Origin of the sequence: Micromonospora solifontis (assembly GCF_003725545.1) — a bacterium.
Taxonomy (GTDB): domain Bacteria; phylum Actinomycetota; class Actinomycetes; order Mycobacteriales; family Micromonosporaceae; genus Micromonospora; species Micromonospora solifontis.
Genome location: NZ_RJLN01000002.1, coordinates 13,241 through 33,994, shown reverse-complemented (window position 1 = coordinate 33,994; position 20,754 = coordinate 13,241). Strand labels below are relative to the sequence as shown.

At 75.0% G+C, this 20,754-nt stretch carries 20 protein-coding genes; 11 read left to right on the top strand and 9 right to left on the bottom strand.

What is annotated here, in order from left to right:
• Window positions 1-51: 51 nt before the first annotated feature.
• Both EFE23_RS01010 and EFE23_RS01005 read right to left on the bottom strand, forming a co-directional pair.
• Window positions 52-501 carry a GNAT family N-acetyltransferase gene (locus EFE23_RS01010; protein ID WP_123238951.1) on the bottom strand — a complete coding sequence of 150 codons (450 nt, stop codon included), beginning with the start codon at window positions 499-501 and terminating at the stop codon, window positions 52-54.
• A 247-nt stretch (window positions 502-748) separates the two neighbouring features.
• Window positions 749-1,009 (bottom strand): metallothionein, encoded by a 261-nt coding sequence (locus EFE23_RS01005; protein WP_123238950.1) that lies wholly within the window; start codon window positions 1,007-1,009, stop codon window positions 749-751.
• 157 nt (window positions 1,010-1,166) lie between these two features.
• On the opposite strand from EFE23_RS01005, the gene EFE23_RS01000 reads away from it, so the two are divergent.
• Window positions 1,167-1,442 carry an isoamylase early set domain-containing protein gene (locus tag EFE23_RS01000; RefSeq protein ID WP_123238949.1) on the top strand — a complete coding sequence of 92 codons (276 nt, stop codon included), beginning with the start codon at window positions 1,167-1,169 and terminating at the stop codon, window positions 1,440-1,442.
• A gap of 11 nt (window positions 1,443-1,453) precedes the next feature.
• Here EFE23_RS01000 and msrB read toward each other — a convergent pair whose 3' ends face one another.
• Window positions 1,454-1,864, bottom strand: coding sequence for a peptide-methionine (R)-S-oxide reductase MsrB (gene msrB, locus EFE23_RS00995; protein WP_123238948.1), 411 nt, complete (start codon window positions 1,862-1,864; stop codon window positions 1,454-1,456).
• Between the two features lie 47 nt (window positions 1,865-1,911).
• On the opposite strand from msrB, the gene ligD reads away from it, so the two are divergent.
• From ligD to EFE23_RS00970, 5 genes are all read left to right on the top strand, one after another.
• A complete protein-coding gene (gene ligD / locus EFE23_RS00990; protein WP_123238947.1) occupies window positions 1,912-2,940 on the top strand; it encodes a non-homologous end-joining DNA ligase in 1,029 nt (342 codons plus the stop codon).
• A gap of 114 nt (window positions 2,941-3,054) precedes the next feature.
• Window positions 3,055-6,237 (top strand): ABC transporter permease, encoded by a 3,183-nt coding sequence (locus tag EFE23_RS00985; protein ID WP_123238946.1) that lies wholly within the window; start codon window positions 3,055-3,057, stop codon window positions 6,235-6,237.
• Window positions 6,234-8,963: an FtsX-like permease family protein gene (locus EFE23_RS00980; protein ID WP_123238945.1), complete on the top strand. Its 2,730-nt coding sequence runs from the start codon at window positions 6,234-6,236 to the stop codon at window positions 8,961-8,963. The genes EFE23_RS00985 and EFE23_RS00980 overlap by 4 nt, the downstream gene beginning before the upstream one ends.
• Before the next feature lies 1 nt (window position 8,964).
• Complete coding sequence (locus tag EFE23_RS00975) at window positions 8,965-10,008, top strand: ABC transporter ATP-binding protein (protein ID WP_123238944.1); 1,044 nt, start codon at window positions 8,965-8,967, stop codon at window positions 10,006-10,008.
• Window positions 10,005-10,724: an ABC transporter ATP-binding protein gene (locus EFE23_RS00970; RefSeq protein ID WP_123238943.1), complete on the top strand. Its 720-nt coding sequence runs from the start codon at window positions 10,005-10,007 to the stop codon at window positions 10,722-10,724. Before EFE23_RS00975 ends, EFE23_RS00970 begins: the two co-directional genes overlap by 4 nt.
• Before the next feature lie 24 nt (window positions 10,725-10,748).
• Here EFE23_RS00970 and EFE23_RS00965 read toward each other — a convergent pair whose 3' ends face one another.
• Window positions 10,749-11,267, bottom strand: a complete 519-nt coding sequence (locus tag EFE23_RS00965) for a hypothetical protein (RefSeq protein ID WP_123238942.1) — start codon at window positions 11,265-11,267, stop codon at window positions 10,749-10,751.
• A 99-nt stretch (window positions 11,268-11,366) separates the two neighbouring features.
• Window positions 11,367-11,819: a GNAT family N-acetyltransferase gene (locus EFE23_RS00960; RefSeq protein WP_123238941.1), complete on the bottom strand. Its 453-nt coding sequence runs from the start codon at window positions 11,817-11,819 to the stop codon at window positions 11,367-11,369.
• Between the two features lie 17 nt (window positions 11,820-11,836).
• Between EFE23_RS00960 and EFE23_RS00955 the strand changes: the two genes are divergently transcribed.
• Complete coding sequence (locus tag EFE23_RS00955; protein WP_233600806.1) at window positions 11,837-12,400, top strand: potassium channel family protein; 564 nt, start codon at window positions 11,837-11,839, stop codon at window positions 12,398-12,400.
• Between the two features lie 125 nt (window positions 12,401-12,525).
• Here EFE23_RS00955 and EFE23_RS00950 read toward each other — a convergent pair whose 3' ends face one another.
• On the bottom strand, window positions 12,526-14,130 hold the full coding sequence (locus EFE23_RS00950; RefSeq protein ID WP_123239046.1) for an alpha/beta hydrolase: 1,605 nt from the start codon (window positions 14,128-14,130) through the stop codon (window positions 12,526-12,528).
• A gap of 19 nt (window positions 14,131-14,149) precedes the next feature.
• Window positions 14,150-15,262 carry an ATP-dependent DNA ligase gene (locus EFE23_RS00945; protein ID WP_123238939.1) on the bottom strand — a complete coding sequence of 371 codons (1,113 nt, stop codon included), beginning with the start codon at window positions 15,260-15,262 and terminating at the stop codon, window positions 14,150-14,152.
• A gap of 136 nt (window positions 15,263-15,398) precedes the next feature.
• On the opposite strand from EFE23_RS00945, the gene EFE23_RS00940 reads away from it, so the two are divergent.
• Window positions 15,399-15,611, top strand: a complete 213-nt coding sequence (locus EFE23_RS00940) for a hypothetical protein (RefSeq protein WP_123238938.1) — start codon at window positions 15,399-15,401, stop codon at window positions 15,609-15,611.
• A gap of 72 nt (window positions 15,612-15,683) precedes the next feature.
• Window positions 15,684-16,106, top strand: a complete 423-nt coding sequence (locus EFE23_RS00935) for an SRPBCC family protein (protein ID WP_123238937.1) — start codon at window positions 15,684-15,686, stop codon at window positions 16,104-16,106.
• Window positions 16,107-16,355: 249 nt separating this feature from the next.
• Here EFE23_RS00935 and EFE23_RS00930 read toward each other — a convergent pair whose 3' ends face one another.
• Entirely contained in the window at window positions 16,356-16,862 is a 507-nt protein-coding gene (locus tag EFE23_RS00930; protein ID WP_123238936.1) for a GNAT family N-acetyltransferase, read from the bottom strand.
• 68 nt (window positions 16,863-16,930) lie between these two features.
• Here EFE23_RS00930 and EFE23_RS00925 point away from each other — a divergent pair, with 68 nt between their 5' ends.
• A complete protein-coding gene (locus tag EFE23_RS00925; RefSeq protein WP_233600804.1) occupies window positions 16,931-17,455 on the top strand; it encodes a DUF1990 domain-containing protein in 525 nt (174 codons plus the stop codon).
• Here the strand turns inward: EFE23_RS00925 and EFE23_RS00920 are convergent.
• Window positions 17,449-18,363, bottom strand: coding sequence for a DNA-3-methyladenine glycosylase family protein (locus EFE23_RS00920; RefSeq protein WP_123238935.1), 915 nt, complete (start codon window positions 18,361-18,363; stop codon window positions 17,449-17,451). The two genes, EFE23_RS00925 and EFE23_RS00920, sit on opposite strands and share 7 nt — an antisense overlap.
• A gap of 477 nt (window positions 18,364-18,840) precedes the next feature.
• Here EFE23_RS00920 and EFE23_RS00915 point away from each other — a divergent pair, with 477 nt between their 5' ends.
• Complete coding sequence (locus tag EFE23_RS00915) at window positions 18,841-20,721, top strand: stealth family protein (protein WP_158675819.1); 1,881 nt, start codon at window positions 18,841-18,843, stop codon at window positions 20,719-20,721.
• Window positions 20,722-20,754 lie beyond the last annotated feature (33 nt).

Here is a 20,754-nt window from a genome sequence, read left to right as displayed (position 1 = left end):
CGGCTCCGCCTGGCACGCTGCCACAGGAAAGCGGTATCCGTCAATGTCTCGTCAGGCCGGCGGCCCCGCCGACCGGCGCATCGGCGTGTGCGGGATGCCGTCCTCGACGTATCCGGGGCCGCTGACCGCGAAGCCGTGGCCGGCGTAGAAGCCGACCAGGTGGGTCTGCGCCTCCAGCACGCACGGCCGGTCGCCGACCAGGGCCAGGGCCTCGGTCATCAGCCGGCCGGCCAGGCCGGCGCCGCGGGCCGCCGGCGCGACCACCACCCGGCCGATCCGGGCCACCCCGTCCGGGTCGGCCAGGATCCGCAGGTACGCGAGCACCGCGCCGTCCCGGGTCAGCCACAGGTGCCGGGTGCCGGTCTCGGTGTCCCGGCCGTCCAGCTCGGGGTACGGGCAGGCCTGCTCGACGACGAACACGTCGATGCGCAGCCGGAGCAGGTCGTGGAAGGTGCGGGCGTCCAGCTCGGCGAAGGTGGCGACGTGCGCTTCGATCGGCATCCGGCCAGATTAGGTGGCGGCCCGACGGCCGGCCGGCGCGGCTGGCATCCTGGAACGACGGCGGCTGCCGGCCAGCTCTCGCCGACCGGCCGCCGTCACGCAGGGTGAGGTCGGTTCCCCGGTCGTCTCCCTGAGACGGACATGTCTCTGCGACATGAACATGTCCCAGCGACATGTCGCTCCTCAGCGCGGTGCCGCCCCGGGCGTGACCCGCGGTCCGCCGGGGTGGTCGCCTCCCGTGGCGGCCTCAGGCCGGGCGGGCCCCGACCGCGTCGCGGATCTCGGCCCCCTGGGCGCCGTCGACCGCCCGGGCGCAGTGCGCGCAGCAGAAGAAGCGGCCGGAGACCTCGACGCCATGGCCGACGATCTTCGTCTGGCAGTGCTCGCAGATCGGTGCCATCCGGTTGATGGCGCACTCGAAGGAGTCGAAGGTGTGCGTGTCGCCGCTGACCGTGCGCACCTCGAACGCCATCCAGTAGTCGTTGCCGCAGACCTCACAGGTTGCCATACGAAACCCCCCGAAAACGGACCCGTCATCCCAGGGTCGGGGAGCGGACACCCCGGGGCAACCGAAACCGGCGAACCTGGTCCGGCTCGACGGCGAGTCGCCCCCGGCGTGTCGCGCGTTAGGCCTGGTGACCGCCCTCGAACCCCGGAGGACCCCCGTGATCAAGCGCAACAAGCTCTTCGGCAACCAGACCCGGGTCACCTTCTGCCTGCCCCGGGACACCCCGCCCGGCACGGTGAGCGTGGTCGGTTCCTTCAACGACTGGGAGCCCGGCCGGCACGAGCTGGTGACCCGCCGGGACGGCACCCGGACGGTGACCGTCCGGCTCGCCCCGGGCGAGCACCGGTTCCGCTACCTGGCCACCGGCGGGGTGTGGCTGGACGACGACTGCGCGGACGCGATCGACGAGCAGGGCAGCCGCCTGCACCTCTGACCGGCCGCCGGTCAGCCCTGCTTCGGCTCCAGCCGGACGGAGATCGAGTTCACGCAGTGCCGGGTGTCCTTCGGGGTGAAGCCCTCACCCTCGAAGACGTGCCCCAGGTGGCTGTCGCAGCGGGCGCACCGGATCTCCGTACGCCGCATGCCCAGGGTGTTGTCGGGGATCTCCTTGACCGCACCCGGGATGGCGTCGTCGAAGCTCGGCCAGCCGCAGTGCGAGTCGAACTTGTCCTCGCTGCGGAACAGTTCCGCGCCACAGGCCCGGCAGTGGTAGACGCCGGGGGTCTTGGTGTCGACGTACTCGCCGGTCCACGGTGGCTCCGTACCGGCCTCGCGGAGCACCCGGAACTCCTCGGGGCTCAGCCGGACCCGCCACTCGTCCTCGGTACGGGGCAGTTCGCTCTCGGAAAGACTCACCGGTCAACGGTACGCCGGGCGTCGGGGGCATCGCATAAGGTCGCGCCATGGCTGGCAGCAAAGCCGCGGCCGAGGAGATCGAGGTGGCCGGGCACACCGTGCGGCTCAGCAGCCCCGATCGGGTGATCTTCCCGCAGCGCGGCTTCACCAAGACGGACGTCTTCCACTACTACCTCTCCGTGGGCGACGGGATCACGCGCGCGCTGCGGGACCGGCCCACCACCCTGCAGCGCTTCCCGGAGGGCGTCGAGGGGGAGATGTTCTTCCAGAAGCGGGTGCCGGCCCGGGGCGTACCGCCGTGGGTCCGCACCGCGGAGATCGCCTTCCCGAGCGGCCGCAAGGCGGCCGAGCTCTGTCCGGCCGACCTGGCGCACGTGGCCTGGGCGGCGCAGATGGGCACGGTGGTGTTCCACCCGTGGCCGGTCCGGGCCGCCGACGTCGACCGCCCCGACGAGCTGCGGATCGACCTGGACCCGCAGCCCGGCACCGACTTCACCCACGCGGTGACCGCCGCCGGCGAGCTGCGGGTCATCCTCGACGAGCTGGGCGCGACCGGCTGGCCGAAGACCTCCGGCGGCCGAGGGGTCCACGTCTACCTGCGCATCCACCCCCGCTGGACGTTCGTCGAGGTGCGCCGGGCCACCATCGCGCTGGCCCGGGAGCTGGAACGCCGCCGCCCCGAGCTGGTCACCACGGCCTGGTGGAAGGAGGAGCGCGGCAGCCGGGTCTTCGTCGACTTCAACCAGATGGCCCGGGACCGGACCATCGCGTGCGCGTACTCGTTGCGGGCCAACGCGCGGGCCACCGTCTCCACCCCGGTCGACTGGGACGAGCTGACCCGGGTCGACCCGGACGACTTCGACCTGCGCACCGTGCCGGCCCGGTTGGCCGAGCGCGGCGACCCGCACGCCGGCATCGACGACTCCCCGTGGGACATCAGCCCGCTGCTGGAGTGGGCCGAGCGGGACGCCGCCGCCGGGCAGGGCGACCTGCCGTACCCGCCGGAATACCCGAAGATGCCCGGCGAGCCGAAGCGGGTGCAGCCCTCCAAGGACCGCGACCGCCCGCGCACCTGACGGCGGGCGCCGGCACGGCGTCGGATAACGATCACGTAACGCGTGCGAACCTTTCCCGCCCCCCGGGTGGTCTCCCTGGGGCATCGCCCCGCCCGGGGCAGGGAAGGACCTCGGATGAAGCTGGTGTGGAGGCGGGCCGTCGAGGCGCGCGGGCTGCTGCTCGCCGCCGCGGTCGCGGCCCTGGTGGCGGTCGGGCTGGTCACCGGGCTCTCCGACTACAACCGCCGGGCTGTCGACGCCGGCCAGCGCGCGGTGCTCGACGCCGCCCCGGCCGAGGAGCGCAGCCTCCTGGTCAGCGGCGCCGGCGGTAAGGACGCCGCCGCGTACGCCGACCGGGACCGGGCGGTCCGTGCCCAGTTCGCCGACGGGCTGGACGGCGTGCCGGTCACCGTCGCCGCCGCCCGCTACGGCACCGGGCGGGAGCTGACCGGCGACCTCGGCGCCGCCCGGGTCGGCGACGACCCGATGTTCGCCAACCTCGCCACGCTGACCGACCTGCCCGCGCACGCCGAGCTGACCGCCGGGTCGTGGCCCACCCCCGGGGCGAGCCCGTTGCAGGTCACCCTGCCGGAGAAGGCCGCCGGTCAGCTCCGGCTGCGGGTCGGGGACCGGGTCCCGCTCTACGACCGCAGCGCCGAGCGGGCCGGCGCGGTGGTGCTCGCCGGCACCTGGCGGCCACGGGACCCGGGGGACGCCTACTGGCGGCTCGCCCCGGGCGTGGGGACCAGCCAGGGAACCGGGGCGGTCACCTCGTACGGGCCGTTCGCCCTGGACCCGACCGACTTCGCCGGCACTTTTCCCGGCTCGACCTCGGCGGCCTGGGTGGTCACCCCCGACCTCGCCACCGTCCCGCCGAGCCGGCTCGCCGTGGTCAACGCGGCCCTGGCCACCGTCGCCGAGCGGATCCCCGAGGCGACCGGCCTCGGCTCCTCAGCCACCGCCGTCAGCAACCTGGACCGGCTCGCCGACCGGCTCGGCCGCGCCGACCTGGTCGGCCGGTCCGCCCTGCTCACCCCGCTGCTGCTGATCGTGGTCCTCGGCGGGTACGCCCTGGTGCTGGTCGCCGCGCTGCTCAACGAGGACCGGCGGGCGCAGACCGCGCTGCTGCGCGCCCGCGGCGCGGCGCGGGGCCAGATCGCCGGACTCGCCGTACGGGAGGCGACCCTGGTGGTGGCCCCGGCCCTGCTGCTCGCCCCGGCGCTGTCCGGGCAGGCCGTGCACCGGCTCGGTGCGGACCTCGGGCTGGCCGGCGGCGGCCTGGCCCGGGTCTGGGCGGTGGCGGTCGCCGCCGCTATCGGCTGCCTGCTCGCCATGGTGCTGCCGGCGCTGCGTCGGGCCGGCACCTACGTCGCCGACATGGCGGCCCGGTCCCGCCCCACCCGGGCCGCGGCGGTGCAGCGGGCCAGCGTCGACCTCGCCCTCGTCGCCCTCGCGGTGCTCGCCTGGACGCAGCTGCGCCAGTACTCCTCGCCGCTGGCCGGGGCGGGCGGCCAGCTCGGCATCGACCCACTGCTCGCCGCCGCGCCCACCCTCGGCGTGCTGGCCGGGGCCGTCCTCGCGCTGCGGCTGCTGCCCCCGACGACCCGGTTCGCGGAACGGTTCGTGGACCGGCGTCCATGGACCGCGACCATGTTCGGCATGTGGCAGGCCGGCCGGCGGCCGCACGCCGGCCCGGTGCTGCTGCTCGCCCTCGCCGTCGGCGCCAGCACCCTCGCCTGGTCGCTGGTCGCCTCCTGGGAACGGTCACAGCGGGACCAGGCGCGGCACACCGTCGGCGCCGACCTGCGCCTGACCGAGCGCAACGGCGTCGCCCCCGCCGACCGCGCGGCCCAGTTGGCCGCGGCAGCCGGGGTGGACCGGGCGCTGCCAGCCTGGCGGGACGAGGTCCGGCTCGGCCGGGAGGCCCGGCCGGCCACCGTCGTGAGCCTGGACGCGGCGGCCGCGGGCGGCCTGTTCCGGCTCGACGACGCCGAGGGCGGAGCGTCCACGGCCGCGCTGCTCGACCGGCTGGCCAGGGCGCGGCCCACGGCTGCCGGCGTCCTCCTTCCGGCCGGTGCGCACACCCTCTCCGGCACCGTCCGCACCCCGGTCCGGAAGTCGTTCTCCTCCCCGCAGGTGGCGGTATCCGCGCTGCTCACCGCCGACGGGGGTACCGCCTGGCGGCTGCCGCTGGCGACCGGCGGCGGGGCCGGCCGGCCGGTGTCGTTCTCGGTGCCGCTGCCCGCGACGGGTGGCGGCCCGCTGCGGCTGGCCGGATTCGAGGCCGACGGTGGGGTTGCCCTCGGTGACAGCTACCGGCTGCGGATCGACGGGCTCCGACTCACCGACGCCGCCGGTGCCGCGCTGCCGCTGCCGTTCGAGGGCCCCTGGCGGGTCACCGACAGCGAGGGGCCGAAGGACAGCGCCACGATGACCGGGGGTGTGGTCGACGGCACGCTGAACGTCGCGCTACCGGCCGGACTGCTCGAGTTCGCCCGGCAGCCCGCCGCCCGGTTCGCCGTGGTGCCCGCCGGCGAGGACCCGTGGGTGGCGGCCCTGGTCACACCCGGTGTCGCGGCGGCGTTGAGCCTGCACACCGGCGACACGGTGCCGCTCTCACTGTCCGGGGTGACGCTGCCGGTGAAGGTGGTCGGCCAGGTGAAGGCCGTGCCCAGCACCGCCGGCGACGGCGTGCTGCTGGACCTGCCCGCCGCCACCAACCTCCTGCTGCGCCAGCAGGGCACCGTTCGGACGATGGCCGAATGGTGGCTGCGTACCGACGCCGCCGGGCACACCGCCGCGGCGGCCGCCCTCGCCGACCTGCCCGGCACCACCCTGCTCGACCGGCGCCAGGTCGCGGCGGAAGCCGCCCGGGACCCGTACTGGCGCGGTGCCCGGACCGGCCTGCTCGCCGCCGCCCTCGGCTCGGTGCTGCTCGCCCTCGTCGGCCTGGCCGTCGACGTGTGGGCCACGGCCCGGCACCGGACGATGGAGTTCGCGGTGCTGCACACCCAGGGGGCCACGCCGCGCCTGCTGGCCCGGGCCCTCCTGGCCGAGCAGTCCTTCCTCGCCGGCATCGGGGTCGGCGTCGGCCTGCTGGTCGGCGCGGGGGTCGCGGCCACCATGGTGCCGCTGGTGATCCTCACCCAGGCCGCCGGCCGCCCGGTGCCCGAGGCGGCCTTCATCCTGCCCTGGACACCGGTCGGGGCGACCGCGCTCGGGTTGCTGGCGGTCGCCCTGCTGTTCAGCGCCGTCATAACCACCGGCCTCCGGCAGCGGGTGGCCGCCGTGCAGCTCCGGATCGGGGGAGAACGATGAGCCTCTTCGCGGCTCTGCGGCGGGTCCGGGCGTACGGGGGGCACTTCCTGCTCCTCGCCGTCCTGACCCTGGTCACCGCGCTGCTGATCACCGGCGTGCCGCGGGTGGCCGACCGCCTCACCGGGCAGGGGCTGCGCGAGTACATGGCGAGCCAGCCGGTGGCGCGCCGGGACCTCACGTACGCGGCCCCGGATTCGCCGTTGCGCGGGATCAGCGGCAACGCGGCCACGGTCCGCGCCGGTGAGCTGAACTCCCTTGAGGAGCGGATGCCGCCGGCCGTCCGGGACGCGGTGGGCGAACGCTGGTACACCGCACGTACCGCCTTCGGCCGGCTCAGCGGCGGCGACGTCCGTCCGGAGCAGGGGCTGCTGGACCTCAGCCTGCGGGTCATGGCCGGCATCCAGGACGCGGCCACGCTGGTCGAGGGCCGGTGGCCGCAGGCGGGGGTCACCGCGGACAAGTCGGTGGAGTTCGCGCTCGCCGACACCGTCGCCGGTCCGCTCGGACTGCACGTCGGCAGCCGGTTCCGGATCGCCATCCTGGACCAGAACAACAACCCGCTGGTCACCCGGAAACTTGTCCTGGTCGGGGTGTTCAAGCCGGCCGACCCGCACGACGGGATCTGGGACGAGCTGCCCAGCCTGCTGCGGCTCACCGAACCCGAGGGGGACGGCAAGCCGTACCTGCTGGTCGGGGTGACGACCTCGCCCGGCTTCACGGCGATGGCGTCCGTCGGGTGGCCGGTCGGCTTCTCGTGGCGCTACCGGGTCTCCCCGGAGCGGGTCGACCCCGACCGGTTGACGGCCATGGTGGACGGCCTGGCCGTGATGGACCGGTCCCGCCCGGCGGGGCTGTCCTTCAACCAGGGCGTCGACATCCCGCTGCGGCGCTTCGCCGAGTCGCTCGCCGCCGCCCGTACGCTGCTCGCCGTCATCGCCGCCGGGCTGCTCGCGACCCTGGCCGGCCTGACCCTGCTCGCCGCCCGGCTCGCGGCGCGCCGCCGCCGGGCCGAGTACCGGCTGCTGCGCGCCCGGGGCGGCTCCACCGGCGCGGTGCTGCGCCGCGGCCTCACCGAGTCGGTGCTGGTGCTGCCCCTGGCGGCCGCCGCCGGCTGGCTGCTCGGCGGGCTGCTGCCCGGGGACGAGGCCGACCCGCGCTGGGTGGTGCTCGCCGCGGTGCTGGTCACCCTGCTGCCGCCGGTCACCGCGCTCACCGCCGGCCGGGGTGACGGCGGGCGGGCGGACCTGACCCACGCCCGGGCCACCGCGGTCCGGCTGACCGTCGAGGTGACCGTGCTCGGGGTGGCCGTGCTCGGGGCGTTCCTGCTGCGGCGGCGAGGGCTCACCCTCGACGGCACGGTGGACCCGCTGCTGGTGTCGGTGCCGGTGCTGCTGGCGGTCGCCGCGGCGCTGCTCGCGCTGCGCGCGTACCCGTGGCCGGTGCGGCTGCTCAGCCGGGCCGCCGCCCGGGCCCGGGGCAGCGTGGCGTTCCTCGGCACCGCTCGCGCCGGCCGGGCGTCGACCACCGGCCCGCTGGTCGTGGTGGTGCTCGCCATCGCCACCGCCGCGTTCTGCGGAGTGGTGGCCGCCGGCATCGAGACCGGCCGGGACCGGGCCGCGGCCCGCGCCGTCCCCGGCGACGTCCTGGTGAAGGGCGAACGGTTCGCCCCGGACACCACCGGAGAGCTGGCCGCGCTGCCCGGGGTGCGGGCGGTCGCCCCGCTGCTGGTCGTGCCCGGCGAACGCCCGTACGCCGACGAGGCCGGCCACTTCGGCGGCGTCGGGGAGACCCGGATCCTGCTGGTCGACGGCGCCCGGTTCGCCGAGGTCGCCCGCGCGGCCGGCGTGCCGGTCAGCGTCCCCGACGCGCTGCGCGCCACCGGTGACCCCGGTACGCCGCTGCCGGCGCTGGTCTCCCCGGCGCTCGCCGAGGAGTTCGCCGACGTCGGGCTGGCCGACCGGGACGGCCGCCGGCCCGCCTGGCTGGACGTGCAGGGCAACCGGCTGCCGGTGCGGACGGCCGGCACGGTCGACCAGTTCCCGCTGGTCGACGGGAACGTGTCCCGGTTCGTGGTGCTGCCCTGGCCGGAGCAGCCGGCGGACGCCCCGCACCCGCTCGCCCCCACCGGTTTCGTGCTGGCCGGCGACGGGGTGGACCCAGCCGGTGTGGCCACGGTGGTCGAGAAGGGACAGCGCCGGTACCAGCGGTCGGGCGGTTTCACCGGCGTGGACCGGCCCCGCCAGCCGGAGGTGCTCACCCGCGCGGCGGTCCGCGCCGACCTCGGCGGCAGCGGGGTGAACGGGCTGCTGGTGTTCGGCTTCGCCATCGGCGCGGCCGGCGGCGGTGTGCTGGGCCTGCTGGCGCTCGCGTTCGCGGTGCTCGCCGAGGCGCGCAGCCGGGGACAGGTGCTCTCCCGGCTGCGCACCATGGGCCTGTCCCGCGGCCAGTGGCGGGGGCTGCTGCTGGTCGAGCTGGCCCCGCTGGTGCTGGCCTCGGTGCTCACCGGCGCGGTGGTCGGCGCGCTGCTGCCGGCTCTGCTCACCCCGGTGCTCGGCCTGCCCGCCTTCACCGGCGGGGTGGCGGTGCCGGTGCGTTTCGAACCCGGTCTGGTGGCCGGCGTGCTGGGCCTCGCCGTGCTGGCCCTCGGCTTCGCGGTCGCCGTCGAGGCCCTGAACAACCGCCGGATGCGCCTCGGCGAGGTGCTCCGGCTCGGAGAGGAGAGCTGAGATGACAGGGACCGCCTATGGCCATCCGGGTTCGGCGCGTCTGGCGCCGCGCTCCGACCCCGGACAGCCAGTTTCCGCCGTGCCGGACCTGGCCGCCCTGCAGCAGCGCGCCGCGCAGCGCGCGGCGGAACGGGCCGGCGGCCGGGACCGGTTGCGCGGGCACATCGTCTGCGACGGCCTGGTGCGTATCTTCAAGACCGAAGGGGTGGAGGTGGTCGCCCTCCAGGGCCTCGACCTGGTCATCGACCGGGGCGAACTGGTGGCGATCGTCGGGGCCTCCGGGTCCGGCAAGTCGACCCTGCTCAACATCCTCTCCGGGCTGGACACACCGACCGCCGGCATCGCCCGGGTCGCCGAGTACGACCTGCTGGCCCTGTCGAGCCGGCGGCGGCTCGCCTACCGGCGCCAGGTGGTCGGTTTCGTCTGGCAGCAGACCGGCCGGAACCTGCTGCCGTACCTGACCGCGCTGGAGAACGTGGAGCTGCCGATGAAGCTGGCCGGCGGGCGGTCCCGCCGGGCCCGCCGGGCCCGGGCCCGCGAGCTGCTCGACCTGGTCGGCGTCGGCTACTGCGCGAACCGGAAGCCCGGCCAGATGAGCGGCGGCGAGCAGCAGCGCTGCGCGGTCGCCGTGGCGGTGGCCAACGACCCGGAGGTGCTCTTCGCCGACGAGCCGACCGGCGAGCTGGACGAGGCGACCGGGGCCGAGGTCTTCGCCGCGCTGCGGACCATCAACGCCGAGCTGGGCGTCACCATCGTGGTGGTCACCCACGACCACGCCGTCGCCGGTCAGGTCCGCCGGACCGTCGCCATCCGCGACGGCCGGACCTCCTCGGAGGTACGCCGGACCGCGCGCGTCGCCGCCGACGGGAGCACCGAGCTGGTCTCCGAGGAGTACGCGGTGCTGGACCGCACCGGCCGGATGCAGCTGCCGGCGCCCTTCGTGGACGCCCTGTCGCTGCGCGACCGGGTCCGGCTCAACCTGGAACCCGACCACGTCGAGGTGCGGCCCGGCGACCGGGCGCACGCCGAGGAGAGTGAGCGATGACCGAGCGGTCCGTCATGGCGCCGGTCGCGGTGGCCACCACCGACGAGGTGCTCCGGGTGGAGGGGGTGAGCCGTACCTTCGGCCGGGGCGAGCACGCCGTGCACGCGGTGCGGGACGTCTCCCTCTCCGCCGGTCGGGGCGAGCTGGTCGCCGTCCGGGGCCGCTCCGGCGCCGGCAAGACCACCCTGCTGAACCTGGTCGGCGGGCTGGACCGGCCGGACTCCGGCCGGATCCGGGTGGCCGGGCACGAGGTGACCGCGGCCAGCGAGCGGGAGCTGCTGGCGCTGCGCCGGGGGACCGTGGGCTTCGTCTTCCAGACCTTCGGCCTGGTGCCGATCCTGTCGGCCGCGGAGAACGTCGGGGTGCCGCTGCGGCTGGCCAAGGTGCCGGCCGCGGAGCGGGAGCAGCGGGTCGCCGTGCTGCTGGAACTGGTCGGGCTGGGCGGCCACGCGGCGCAACGGCCGTACGAGCTCTCCGGCGGGCAGCAGCAGCGGGTCGCCGTGGCCCGGGCGCTGGCGAACGAGCCGGACCTGCTCATCGCCGACGAGCCGACCGGCCAGCTGGACTCGGAGACCGGCCGCGCCATCATGGACCTGCTCCGGGCCGTGGTGCACGCGAAGGGGATGACGGCCCTGGTGGCCACCCACGACCCGGCCCTGATCGAGATGGCCGACCGTACCCTCACCCTCCGCGACGGCCGCCTGGTCGACGCCTGACCGTCCCGCCGCCCACCCCGCCGATCATGCGGGTGGGCGGCGGCGGTGGTGGTAGGCGACCGTCAGGGCGAGCAGGAGCGGACCCCAGAGCAGGAGGGGGAGGTAACAGGCCACCAGCAGGGCGAAGCCGGCGGGCGAGAAATCCAGGTCGTTGCCGTCGACGACGACGCCCCACGCCGCGTACCCCCAGATCAGGGTGAGCGCGACGGCGCCGGCGGTGGCGACGGTGACCGCGAACAGCGGCGGCACCCGGCGCGCACCGAGCAGCGGCAGCCATCGGGGGAGCACCTCGCCCCAGGGGCGGACCAGGCCGAAGGCGAGCAGTGCCAGCGCCTCCGACACGAGGCTCAGTGCGACGATGTAGACGCTCTCGCCGACCCCGAGGTGGACCGGCACCCCGTGCGCCGAGGCGCCGATCGGGACCCCGGCGACCAGGGCGATCCGCCATAGACCGGACGGGAGCACGACCAGCGGGATCAGGTGGGCGACGCGTTCCGCCCAGGCGGGGGCGGGCCGGCCGGTGGGCAGGGTGGTGACGGACATGACGTTCCTCCTCGGCTGTCCGTCCAGCCTTCCCCGGCGACCCGGTGCCGCCCTCCCGCCCGCCGGGGAACCGGCTCCCCGGCGTGGGGGAGCGGTCCGTCACAACGCCAGCTTCATCCCCTCGTGACTGGCCACGAAGCCGAGGTGGTGATAGAAGCGGTGCGCGTCGGTGCGGGACTTGTCGGTGGTGAGCTGCACCAGGGCGCAACCCCGCTCGCGGGCGCGGTCGATCGCCCAGGTCATCATCTCCCGGCCCAGCCCCTGCCCGCGCAGGTCCGAACGGACCCGCACCGCCTCGATCAGGGACCGCTCGGCGCCGTGCCGGCCCAGCCCCGGGATGTAGGTGATCTGCATGCAGCCGACCAGCTCGCCGCCGCGATCGGCGACCACCAGGTGGTTGCGCGGGTCGGCGGTGATGTCGGCGAACGCCTTCTCGTACGCCTCGTCCACCGCGGTGAAGTCGCGCGCCTTGCCCAGCACGTCGTCGGCGAGCAGGGCGATGACGGCCGGCAGGTCCGCGCGGACCGCCTCCCGGAAGATCACGTCGGTCATGCCGGCAGCCTGACACAGTGGCCACGGGCGATGTACGGGCGGCGCTTGCCGGCACCGGGCAGCATGTCGCCATGGACGCCCTGCTGCTGCCGTTCCGGTTGATCTACCGGGGCCTGGTGTGGTTCGCCAACTCGCCGCGGACCCTGATCGTGTCGTACCTGCTGATGATCGTGGTGGCGGGCGTCCTCTACAGCCACGCCGAGCACAAGAGCGCCGCCGACTCCGTCTGGTGGGCGGTGGTGACCGCCTCCACGGTCGGCTACGGCGACATCTCGCCGACCACCGTCGCGGGCCGGTTCCTCGCCGCGCTGCTCATCTCCACCATGGTGCTGCTGGTGATCCCGCTCATCACCGCGCACTTCGCCAGCCGGCTCATCGTCGACGACGACGCCTTCGAGCACGACGAGCAGGAGGAGTTGAAGGCCGACGTACGCCGGCTGCGGGCGCTGCTGGAGGAGATGGCGGCCCGGCAGGGCATCGAGGTGCCCGAGCCGGAGCCCCGCCCACCGGCGCACGGGCCGGGCAGCGACGATCCGCTCTGGGAGCGGTCCGCGCGGCGCCGCCGCCGACGGGGGCGGTGAGACCGCCCGGTCAGCGCTCCAGCCAGGTACGCAGCGCCCACCACCAGTGCAGGGTCTCGCGCACCGTCCACCGTGGCCCGTCCTCGATCGCGGGCCCGCCGGCCGGCTGACCGGCCCGCGCACCGTCACCGGGCGGGGCAGCGCAACCCCGCCCGGGGGACGGTGAGCGAGATCAGGTACGCGTCGACCGCGTTCGTCACGCAGGCGGTCTGCGGGTACGCCGTGTGCCCCTCGCCCTCCCAGGTGAGCACCTGCCCGACGCCCAGCATCGAGGCGAGCGCGGCGGTCTGCTCGTACGGCGTTGCCGGGTCGCCGGTGGTGCCGACGACCAGGATCGGTGGCGCGCCCGCCGCCTTGCCGGTCGGGTACGGGTCGCGCCCGCCCGGCCACTGCACGCAGCCGAGCATCCCGACCGCCAGGGCCGGACCGAAGAGCGGGTACTTCGCGCGCCACTGCGACTGGAGCTGGCGAATCTGCGGGATCGACGGCTTCTCCGTCTCGTCGGCGCAGTTCACCGCCATGTTGGCGTCGAACAGGTTCGAGTAGTGCCCGTTCTCCTCCCGGCCCGCGTACGCGTCGGCGAGCTTGAACACTCCGGTCGGGTCGCCGCCCTGCAACGAGTCGATCGCCCGGGCCAGCTCCTGCCAACCCGTCTCGGTGTAGAGGGAGGAGATCACCGCGTAGAAGACCCAGCCGGCGGTGGCCTCCCGGCCGTCCCGGCCGCGTACCGGGGAGACCCGGGCCTTGTCGATGGCGGAGGTGACCGCGCCCCGGGCGTCCGGCGCGATCGGGCACCGGCCGGCGTTCGCGCCGCACCAGCGGGCGAAGTTGTCGAACGCCCGCTCGAAGCCCTTCGCCTGGCTCTCCGACCCGGCGATCAGCTTCTGCTGCGGGTCCACCGCGCCGTCGAGCACCAGCGCCCGGACCCGTTGCGGGTAGAGCTGGGCGTAGGTGGCGCCGAGCAGGGTGCCGTACGAGTAGCCGAGGTAGGTCAGCTTCTCGTCGCCCACCGCCGCGCGGACCGCGTCCATGTCCCGGGCCGCCTGCTCGGTGCCGTAGAGCGGGAGCTGGTCGCCGTACCTGTCGCCGCACCGCCGCCCGATCCGCCCGTTGAGGTCGGCGAAGCCGTCGAACGACGCCTGGCTCTGCGGGTCGGGGTCGTAGCCGAAGCTGGCGTCCAGGTCGGCGTCGGGGATGCACTTCACCGGGCTGGACCGGGCCACCCCGCGCGGGTCGAAGCCGACGATGTCGAACCGGTCGGTCACCGCGGCCGGCAGCCCGCCGAACCCGGAGCCGTACGAGAGGTAGACGGCGGTGTCCACGCCGGAGGCGCCGGGCCCGCCGGGGTTGACCACGAGCGAGCCGATCCGGTCGTGCTGGCGCTCCGACCGGATCCGGATCAGCGCGATCTCGAAGGTCTCGCCGGTGCCCGGCCCGGCGGTCGCGCCGGTCGCCGCGCCGTTGCCCCAGTTCCGGGGTACGGCGATCCGGGCGCACTCGTAGCGCATGCCCTGCGCGCCCCGGCCCACCAGTTCGTCGGGGACCTCCGGGCAGGCCCGCCAGGTCGGGGCGGTGCCCGGCGGAGCGGCCTCGCCCTGGCCCTCGACGCGCGGGGCGATCACCGGCAGGGTGCACCCGGCGGTGAGCAGCACCGCCGCGGCGAACCCGGCCAGGGCCGGTCGGATCCGGCGGATCCGGTCGGAGAAGCGGGTCACGTGGGAGCCTTCCATGATCGTGTCGACGGCCAGGCTACGCCCGGCCGCCCCCACCGCCGGCCGTCGCCGCCGGGTCCCCGCGCAGCACCTGGTCCACGTCGTAGCGGATCGGGCGCTCAAGCTGGTCGTAGGTGCAGGAGCGGGGATCGCGGTCGGGGCGCCAGCGGACGAACTGGGCGGTGTGCCGCAGCCGGTCGCCCTCCATCGCGTCGTAGCCGACCTCGGCCACCAGCTCGGGGCGCAGCGGCTCCCACTCGAGGTTCTTCGTGCCGGTCCACCGGCTCACCCCGCCGGGGATGCGCTGCCCGCGCTCGTGGTCGCCGTGCACCCACGGGTGGTCGCCGCCGGCGTCCCGGTACGGCGCCAACTCGTCCAGCAGCTCCTTGCGCCGGGCCGCGGTGAACGAGGAGCTGACCCCGATGTGGTGCAGCACGCCGGCGTCGTCGTAGAGGCCGAGCAGCAGCGAGCCGACCACCGGGCCGGACTTGTGCCAGCGGAAGCCGGCCACCACCGCGTCGGCGGTGCGGGCGTGCTTGACCTTGAACATGAGCCGCTTGCCCGGCTCGTACGGCAGGTCGGCCGGCTTGACGATGAGGCCGTCCAGCCCGGCGCCCTCGAAGACGTCGAACCAGCGCCGGGCCGTCTCCGGGTCGGTGGTGATCTGGGTGACGTGCACCGGCGGGCGGACCTTGGCCAGCGCCTTCTCCAGCGCGGCCCGCCGCTCCGGGTAGGGCCGGTCGATCAGCGGCTCGTCGTCGAGGGCGAGCAGGTCGAAGGCCACGAAGTCGGCCGGGGTGGTCTCGGCGAGCAGCTTCACCCGCGAGGCGGCCGGGTGGATGCGCTGGGCGAGCAGCTCGAAGTCGAGCCGGGGCTGCCCGCCCGGGCCGTCGCGGCGGATCACGATCAGCTCGCCGTCGACCGCGCACCGCTCGGGGAGCTGGCGGAGCGCCTGCGCGACGACCTCCGGGAAGTAGCGGGTCATCGTCTTGCCGCCCCGGCTGGCCAGCTCGACCTCGTCCCCGTCCCGGAAGATGATGCAGCGGAAGCCGTCCCACTTCGGCTCGTACGTCATGCCGGGCGCGGTGGGCAGCTGGGGCACGCTCTTGGCCAGCATCGGCTCGACCGGCGGGTTGATCGGCAGGTCCACGGCGACCAGTCAATCAGACGCCACCGACGGTCGTGAGGCAGATCACCGGCGGTGCCGGGCGGCGTGTCCCCGCACCGACCCGTTCGTCCCGCCCGCCCGGATAGTGAAACCGCAGCTCAGCGCTACCGTTCGCGGCGTGCCGGAGTGGATCTGCGGGTGTTGCGGACGCTGGCGGGTCAGCGTGCAGCTGGTCCGGGGGCGGTACCGCTACCGGCTGGTGCACCGCTACCGCGCCGAGCACGGCGGCGGCGCCAACGTCATCGGCGAGGTCGGCTCCGTGGCCGAGCTGGAGGAGCTGCTCCGCCGGCACGCCCCGGTCGGCCTGGCCGATCTCCGCGAGGCCGCCTGACCCGCGACGCGGGATCGCCGGGCGCCGATCCCGGGCGTAGCCTGACCCTGGAGTTCAGGGGAGGGAGCGCGGATGCGGTTCGTCGAGTCCGTCGAGATCAACGCCGACGTCGACCGGGTGTGGGCGGTGCAGACCGATGTGGAGCGCTGGCCGGAGTGGACCCCCACGGTGACCGCCGCGCGCCGGCTGGAGCCCGGGCCGTTCACCCTCGGCTCCGCCGCCCGGCTGGAGCAGCCCCGGCTGCGTCCCGCGGTCTGGCGGGTCACCGAGATCGACGCGCCGCACGTCTTCGCCTGGGAGTCCGACAGTCCGGGCGTGCACAGCCGGGGCGAGCACCGGGTGGTAGCGCTGCCCGACGGTCGGGTCCGCGCCGAGCTGGTGATGACGCAGACCGGCCCGCTCGCCTGGCTGATCGGGCTGATCGGCGGCCGGACCATCCGGGGCTACCTGCGGCAGGAGGCCGACGGGCTCAAGCGCCGCTGCGAGCAGGGCTGACCGCCATGCCGCTCGGCCCGCCTGGCCGCGACGGGTGCGGGCCGCGGCTTCCTCACCCTCGGTGCCGCTGACCCCGCGGCAACGCACGTCAGAGGGACATGTCTCTCAGCCATATTCATGTCTCAGCGACATGTCGCTTCCGGGGAATGTGCCGACCAGCGGCGCGGGCGCGGGATTGGTCAACTCGCCCCGCGGCGGGCCGGCCCCACCGCCGGCCGGGACACCCCGACCCGCCGCATCCCGAGTCGATCAGGCCGGCGCGTCCCCGGGCTGGCCCCGGGTCGGGTCGGGGGTCTTCTCCAGCACCGCCAGGCGGTTGCCGTTCTCGTCCGGCCGGTGTGCCACCACCCGGTAGCCGCGCCGGTCGTACAGGCCGAGGTTCGCCGCGCTCTGCGCGCCGGTGAACAGCGCGAACCGGGCCACCCGACCGGCGCAGGCCGCCTCGATCGCCGCGAGCAGGCGCCCGCCGACGCCCCGGCCCTGCAGGTCCGGGGCCACGGCGAGCCGGCCCACGTGGGCGGTGTCGCCGTCGACCCGGGCGCGTACCGAGCCGACGACGCGGGTGCCGAGCCGGGCGGCCAGCACGATGGTCGGGCCGGCGATGGCGGCGCGGACCTCGTCCAGCGTCTCGGTCAGCGGGGGCAGGAACGGGTCCCCGTAGCGCTGCGCCTCCACCAGATAGGCGGCGCGCTGCAGGGTGAGGATCTCGCCGGCGTCCGCGACACCGGCCGGGGCGATGGTCACCTCGTCGGTCACCCGGCAAGCTCACCACAACCCGGCCGCCCGACGTCGGGCGGCCCGCCCGCCCCGGCCGTACGCTGGCGGTGTCCCCGCGCGTGGAGGTGGTCGTGCCCGAGCTGACGTACCCCGAGGTGGGGGCGACCCGCGACGGACGCCTGCCGGCCGGCTACCACCACCTGCGCCACCGGGTCCGGCTGCCGGACGGCTGCTTCCCGGCCGCGGCGGACGCGGTGCTCGGCTGGCGGCTGCACCGCGCGGCGGGCGTGGTGATGCGCACCGCCGCGCCGCGCGCCGACGCCGGCGTGCGGGTCACCCCGGGCCTGGGTGTCGGGCCGCTGCGGATCTGGGGGCCCACCGAGGTGGTCTGGGCGCTGGACGAGCCGGACCGGGCCGGCTTCGGGTACGGCACGTTGCCCGGGCACCCGGAGATCGGCGAGGAGGCGTTCCTGGTGCGCCGCGCGGCCGACGGGGTCTTCTTCGAGGTGACCGCGTTCAGCCGGCCGGCCCGCTGGTACGTCCGCGTCGCCGGGCCGGTCACCCGGGCCGTCGAGGCCGGGTACGCCTGGTGGCTGGGGCGCACCCTGCGCCGGATCTGCGCCGGTCAGTAGGCGGCGAAGGAGCGGATGGTCGCCCGGGGGCCGTACCGGGGCGCCTGGATGCCGGCGGCCTCCAGCAGCAGGCAGACCCGCCCCCGGTGGCCCCGGAACGGTTCCAGCAGGGCCAGCATCCGGGCGTCGTCGCCGCGCGGTTCGCCGGCGAGCGCCCAGGCCACCGTGTTGGGAATGTGGTAGTCGCCGACGCTGACCGCGTCCGGATCGCCGTACGCGACGCGGACCACCTCGGCGGCGGTCCACGGGCCGACGCCGGGGATCGCGGTGAGCCGCCGGGTGGCCTCCGCGGCGTCGGCGCAGCGTTCCAGCCGGTCCGCGACGGCCGCCGCGCGACGCAGCGTGTCGGCCCGGCGCTGCTCCACCCCGAACGGGTGGAAGACCCAGTACGGCGTGGCCGCCACCGCCGCGGGCTCGGGCGGCAGCAGCAGCGGTTGCAGCGGACCGGGCGCCGGCTCGCGGAAGTGCCGGACGGTCGCGGCGTACGCGCGGTACGCCTCCTTGCCGGTGACCTTCTGTTCGAGGACGGCCCGCAGCACCCGGGGGAAGACCAGCCCGGTGGCCGGCATCCGCAGCCCGTGGTGTTCCCGGGCCAGCCGGGCGATGAGCGGATGCGCCGCCGCGAGTTCGGCGAAGCCGGCCAGGTGGTCGCGGAGCCCGGCCACCGCGTCGGCCCGGTCGACGACCCAGTCCGCGCCGGGGCCGTAGCCCTCGGCGATCAGCTCGCCCGCCTCGGGTCGCAGCGCCAGGGTGGCCGGTCCGGCCGGGGTGCGGGTGGCCCACCAGAACGTGCCGGCGGCGATCCGCGCGCACGGGTCGTACGGGCTGAAGGTGAGCCCGCGCACCGACGCGGCCAGCCGGTAGCCGGCCGGCGGGCGCAGCGTACGGCGGGCGGCGGGGGCGGTCACCCCGACACTCTGCCACGTGGGACAGAGCTGCCGCGGCTGCGGCTCCGGGCGGCGCGATCAGACGTCGGGGCCGGGACGATCAGCCGACCTGGTGTCGATGTCTCATCCGAACAGCTGCACTTGCTCAAGGACAACCAAGAATTACCCAACAAATGGTGCACAACGGATCGCCATGTTCTGCAGAGAGTGAACAACGGGTGTTTCTGGGCTGAACCCGCTGCTAATGTCTCGCCTGCCGGCACCCGAAGACATCCAACGGTTGCCGCGGCGAGCGCTTGGCCCGGCGGACCTGGATGCCCCGGCCGGCCACGGGGAGAAGCGGGAAGGGCTGACAGCGATGCGTGCTGACGCAGGGTGTATCCGGATGCCGGCTCGGTTGCTGCCAGCCTCGCCCGACCGGCGCTGAAGCATGGCCCGGAACGCCGCGGCCGTCAGCACTGACGGGCCGCTCGCATGATCGCGCTCAAGGTGTACCGCATGCTTCCGGCGGGGATGCGGCGCCAACTGATCCACCTGCTGCCCGAGCACCGGCGGCTCCGCCTCGTGCGCAACCTCACCCGCCCCACCGGCGGCGACAAGGTTCACCGGCTGGGCTCGCGGGTGACCGTCGACGACGGCGGCGTACGGACCGAGGCCGAGGTGGTCGCCGCGGCGACGCCGCTGGAGATGTGGCATCGCAACCTGACCGCGGTCACCGGCGTCCTGGCGGCGGCCGGGATCGACCACCACTGCCTGCGCAACGACGACTACCTGCGCAGCTCGGTCGCGGTGCTCGACAACCGGCGGGCCGAGGTGCTGCGGCTGGTCCGCTCCGCACCCGCGCTGGCCGGTGCGCACGTCCGGGTCGTCGAGGTGCGGCCCGGAAGGAACCAGCCCGACCTGGGGCCCACCGAGGTCATCCAGGTGTGGTTCCCGGTGACCGACGTCCGGGCCGGGGTGGTCCTGGGCGCCCAGTTCGCCTGCGAGATCGAGTTCTGGACGCGGGTGGACGACGTGGTCCGCGCGCCCCGGCACAACGCGGTGGTCGACGAGGCACCGGCCCGGGCGGAACCGGTCCGGGTCGCCGCCGCGCTGCTCAGCCACTTCGTACCCGAGGCGGACGACCACACGTACCGCACGCGCCGGGACCTGACCGTCCGGGCGCCGGACCGGGTGGGCTTCCCCATCGACGCCGTCTTCACCTGGGTGGACGGCTCGGACCCGGAGTGGCTGCACCGCAAGATGGGCGCGCTGGCCTCGCCCGAGGCACGGCACGCGGTGGCCGCCAACTCCTCGCGCTACCACAACCGGGACGAGCTGCGGTACACGATGCGGTCGCTGCACAACTTCGCGCCCTGGGTCCGCAGGATCTTCCTGGTCACCGACGGCCAGCTGCCGAGCTGGCTGGATCCGACGCATCCGATGGTCACGGTGGTCACGCACGCCGAACTGTTCGCCGACCTCGGCGCGCGGTCGTCGTTCAACTCGCACGCCATCGAGGCCCGGCTGCACCGGATCCCGAGCCTCGCCGAGCACTTCCTCTACTTCAACGACGACGTGTTCCTGGGCCGGCCGCTGCTGCCCACCCACTTCTTCCACGCCAACGGGATCGCCAAGTTCTTTCTCTCCCCGGCGCAGTTCGGCCTCGGTGAGGCGACGCCCGGCGACGCGCCGGTGAAGGCCGCCGGAAAGAACAACCGCCGGCACATCCAGCGGCAGTTCGGCGTCACCATCACCCAGAAGATGAAGCACACCCCGTTCGCGTTGCGGCGCAGCATCATGTACCAGATCGAGCAGGTACTGCAGGCGGATGTGACCGAGACGGCCAGCCACCCGTTCCGCCACTACCGGGACCTGTCCATCCCGTCGTCGCTGTACCAGTACTGGGCCTATCTGACCGCGCAGGCGGTGCCGGGCGACATCGAGTACGAGTACGCCGACCTCGGCCACCCGTCGACCCCGGCCCGCCTCGCCGAGCTGCTGACCCACCGGCACCGCGACGTCTTCTGCCTGAACGACACGGACTCCGACCCGGCGACGTTCGGGGAGCAGGAGCGCATGCTGGCCGACTTCCTGCCGCGCTACTTCCCGTTCCCCGCGCCGTTCGAGCTGCCCGACGACGTGGTCGCCGAGCGCCGGAAGCTCGGCGCGAGCGCCCTCTGGCGGCAGTCGCTCGGGGTGGACCGGCACAGCCGGCAGATCGACGCCCCGACCACACCCACCATTCAGGCGGTGCGGCGGGCGGACGACCAGAGCGCGCCCGCGCTGCGGGTCGGTCCGCGCCTGGACGCGCCCACGCTGCCCTCGATGCGGATCGCCGCCGGCCGGACCCAGGACGAACGGGAGGGCCGTGCGCAGCCGGACCTCCCACCGGCTTAGCGACGGCGGCTCAGCGACGGCGAGGCCCCCGAG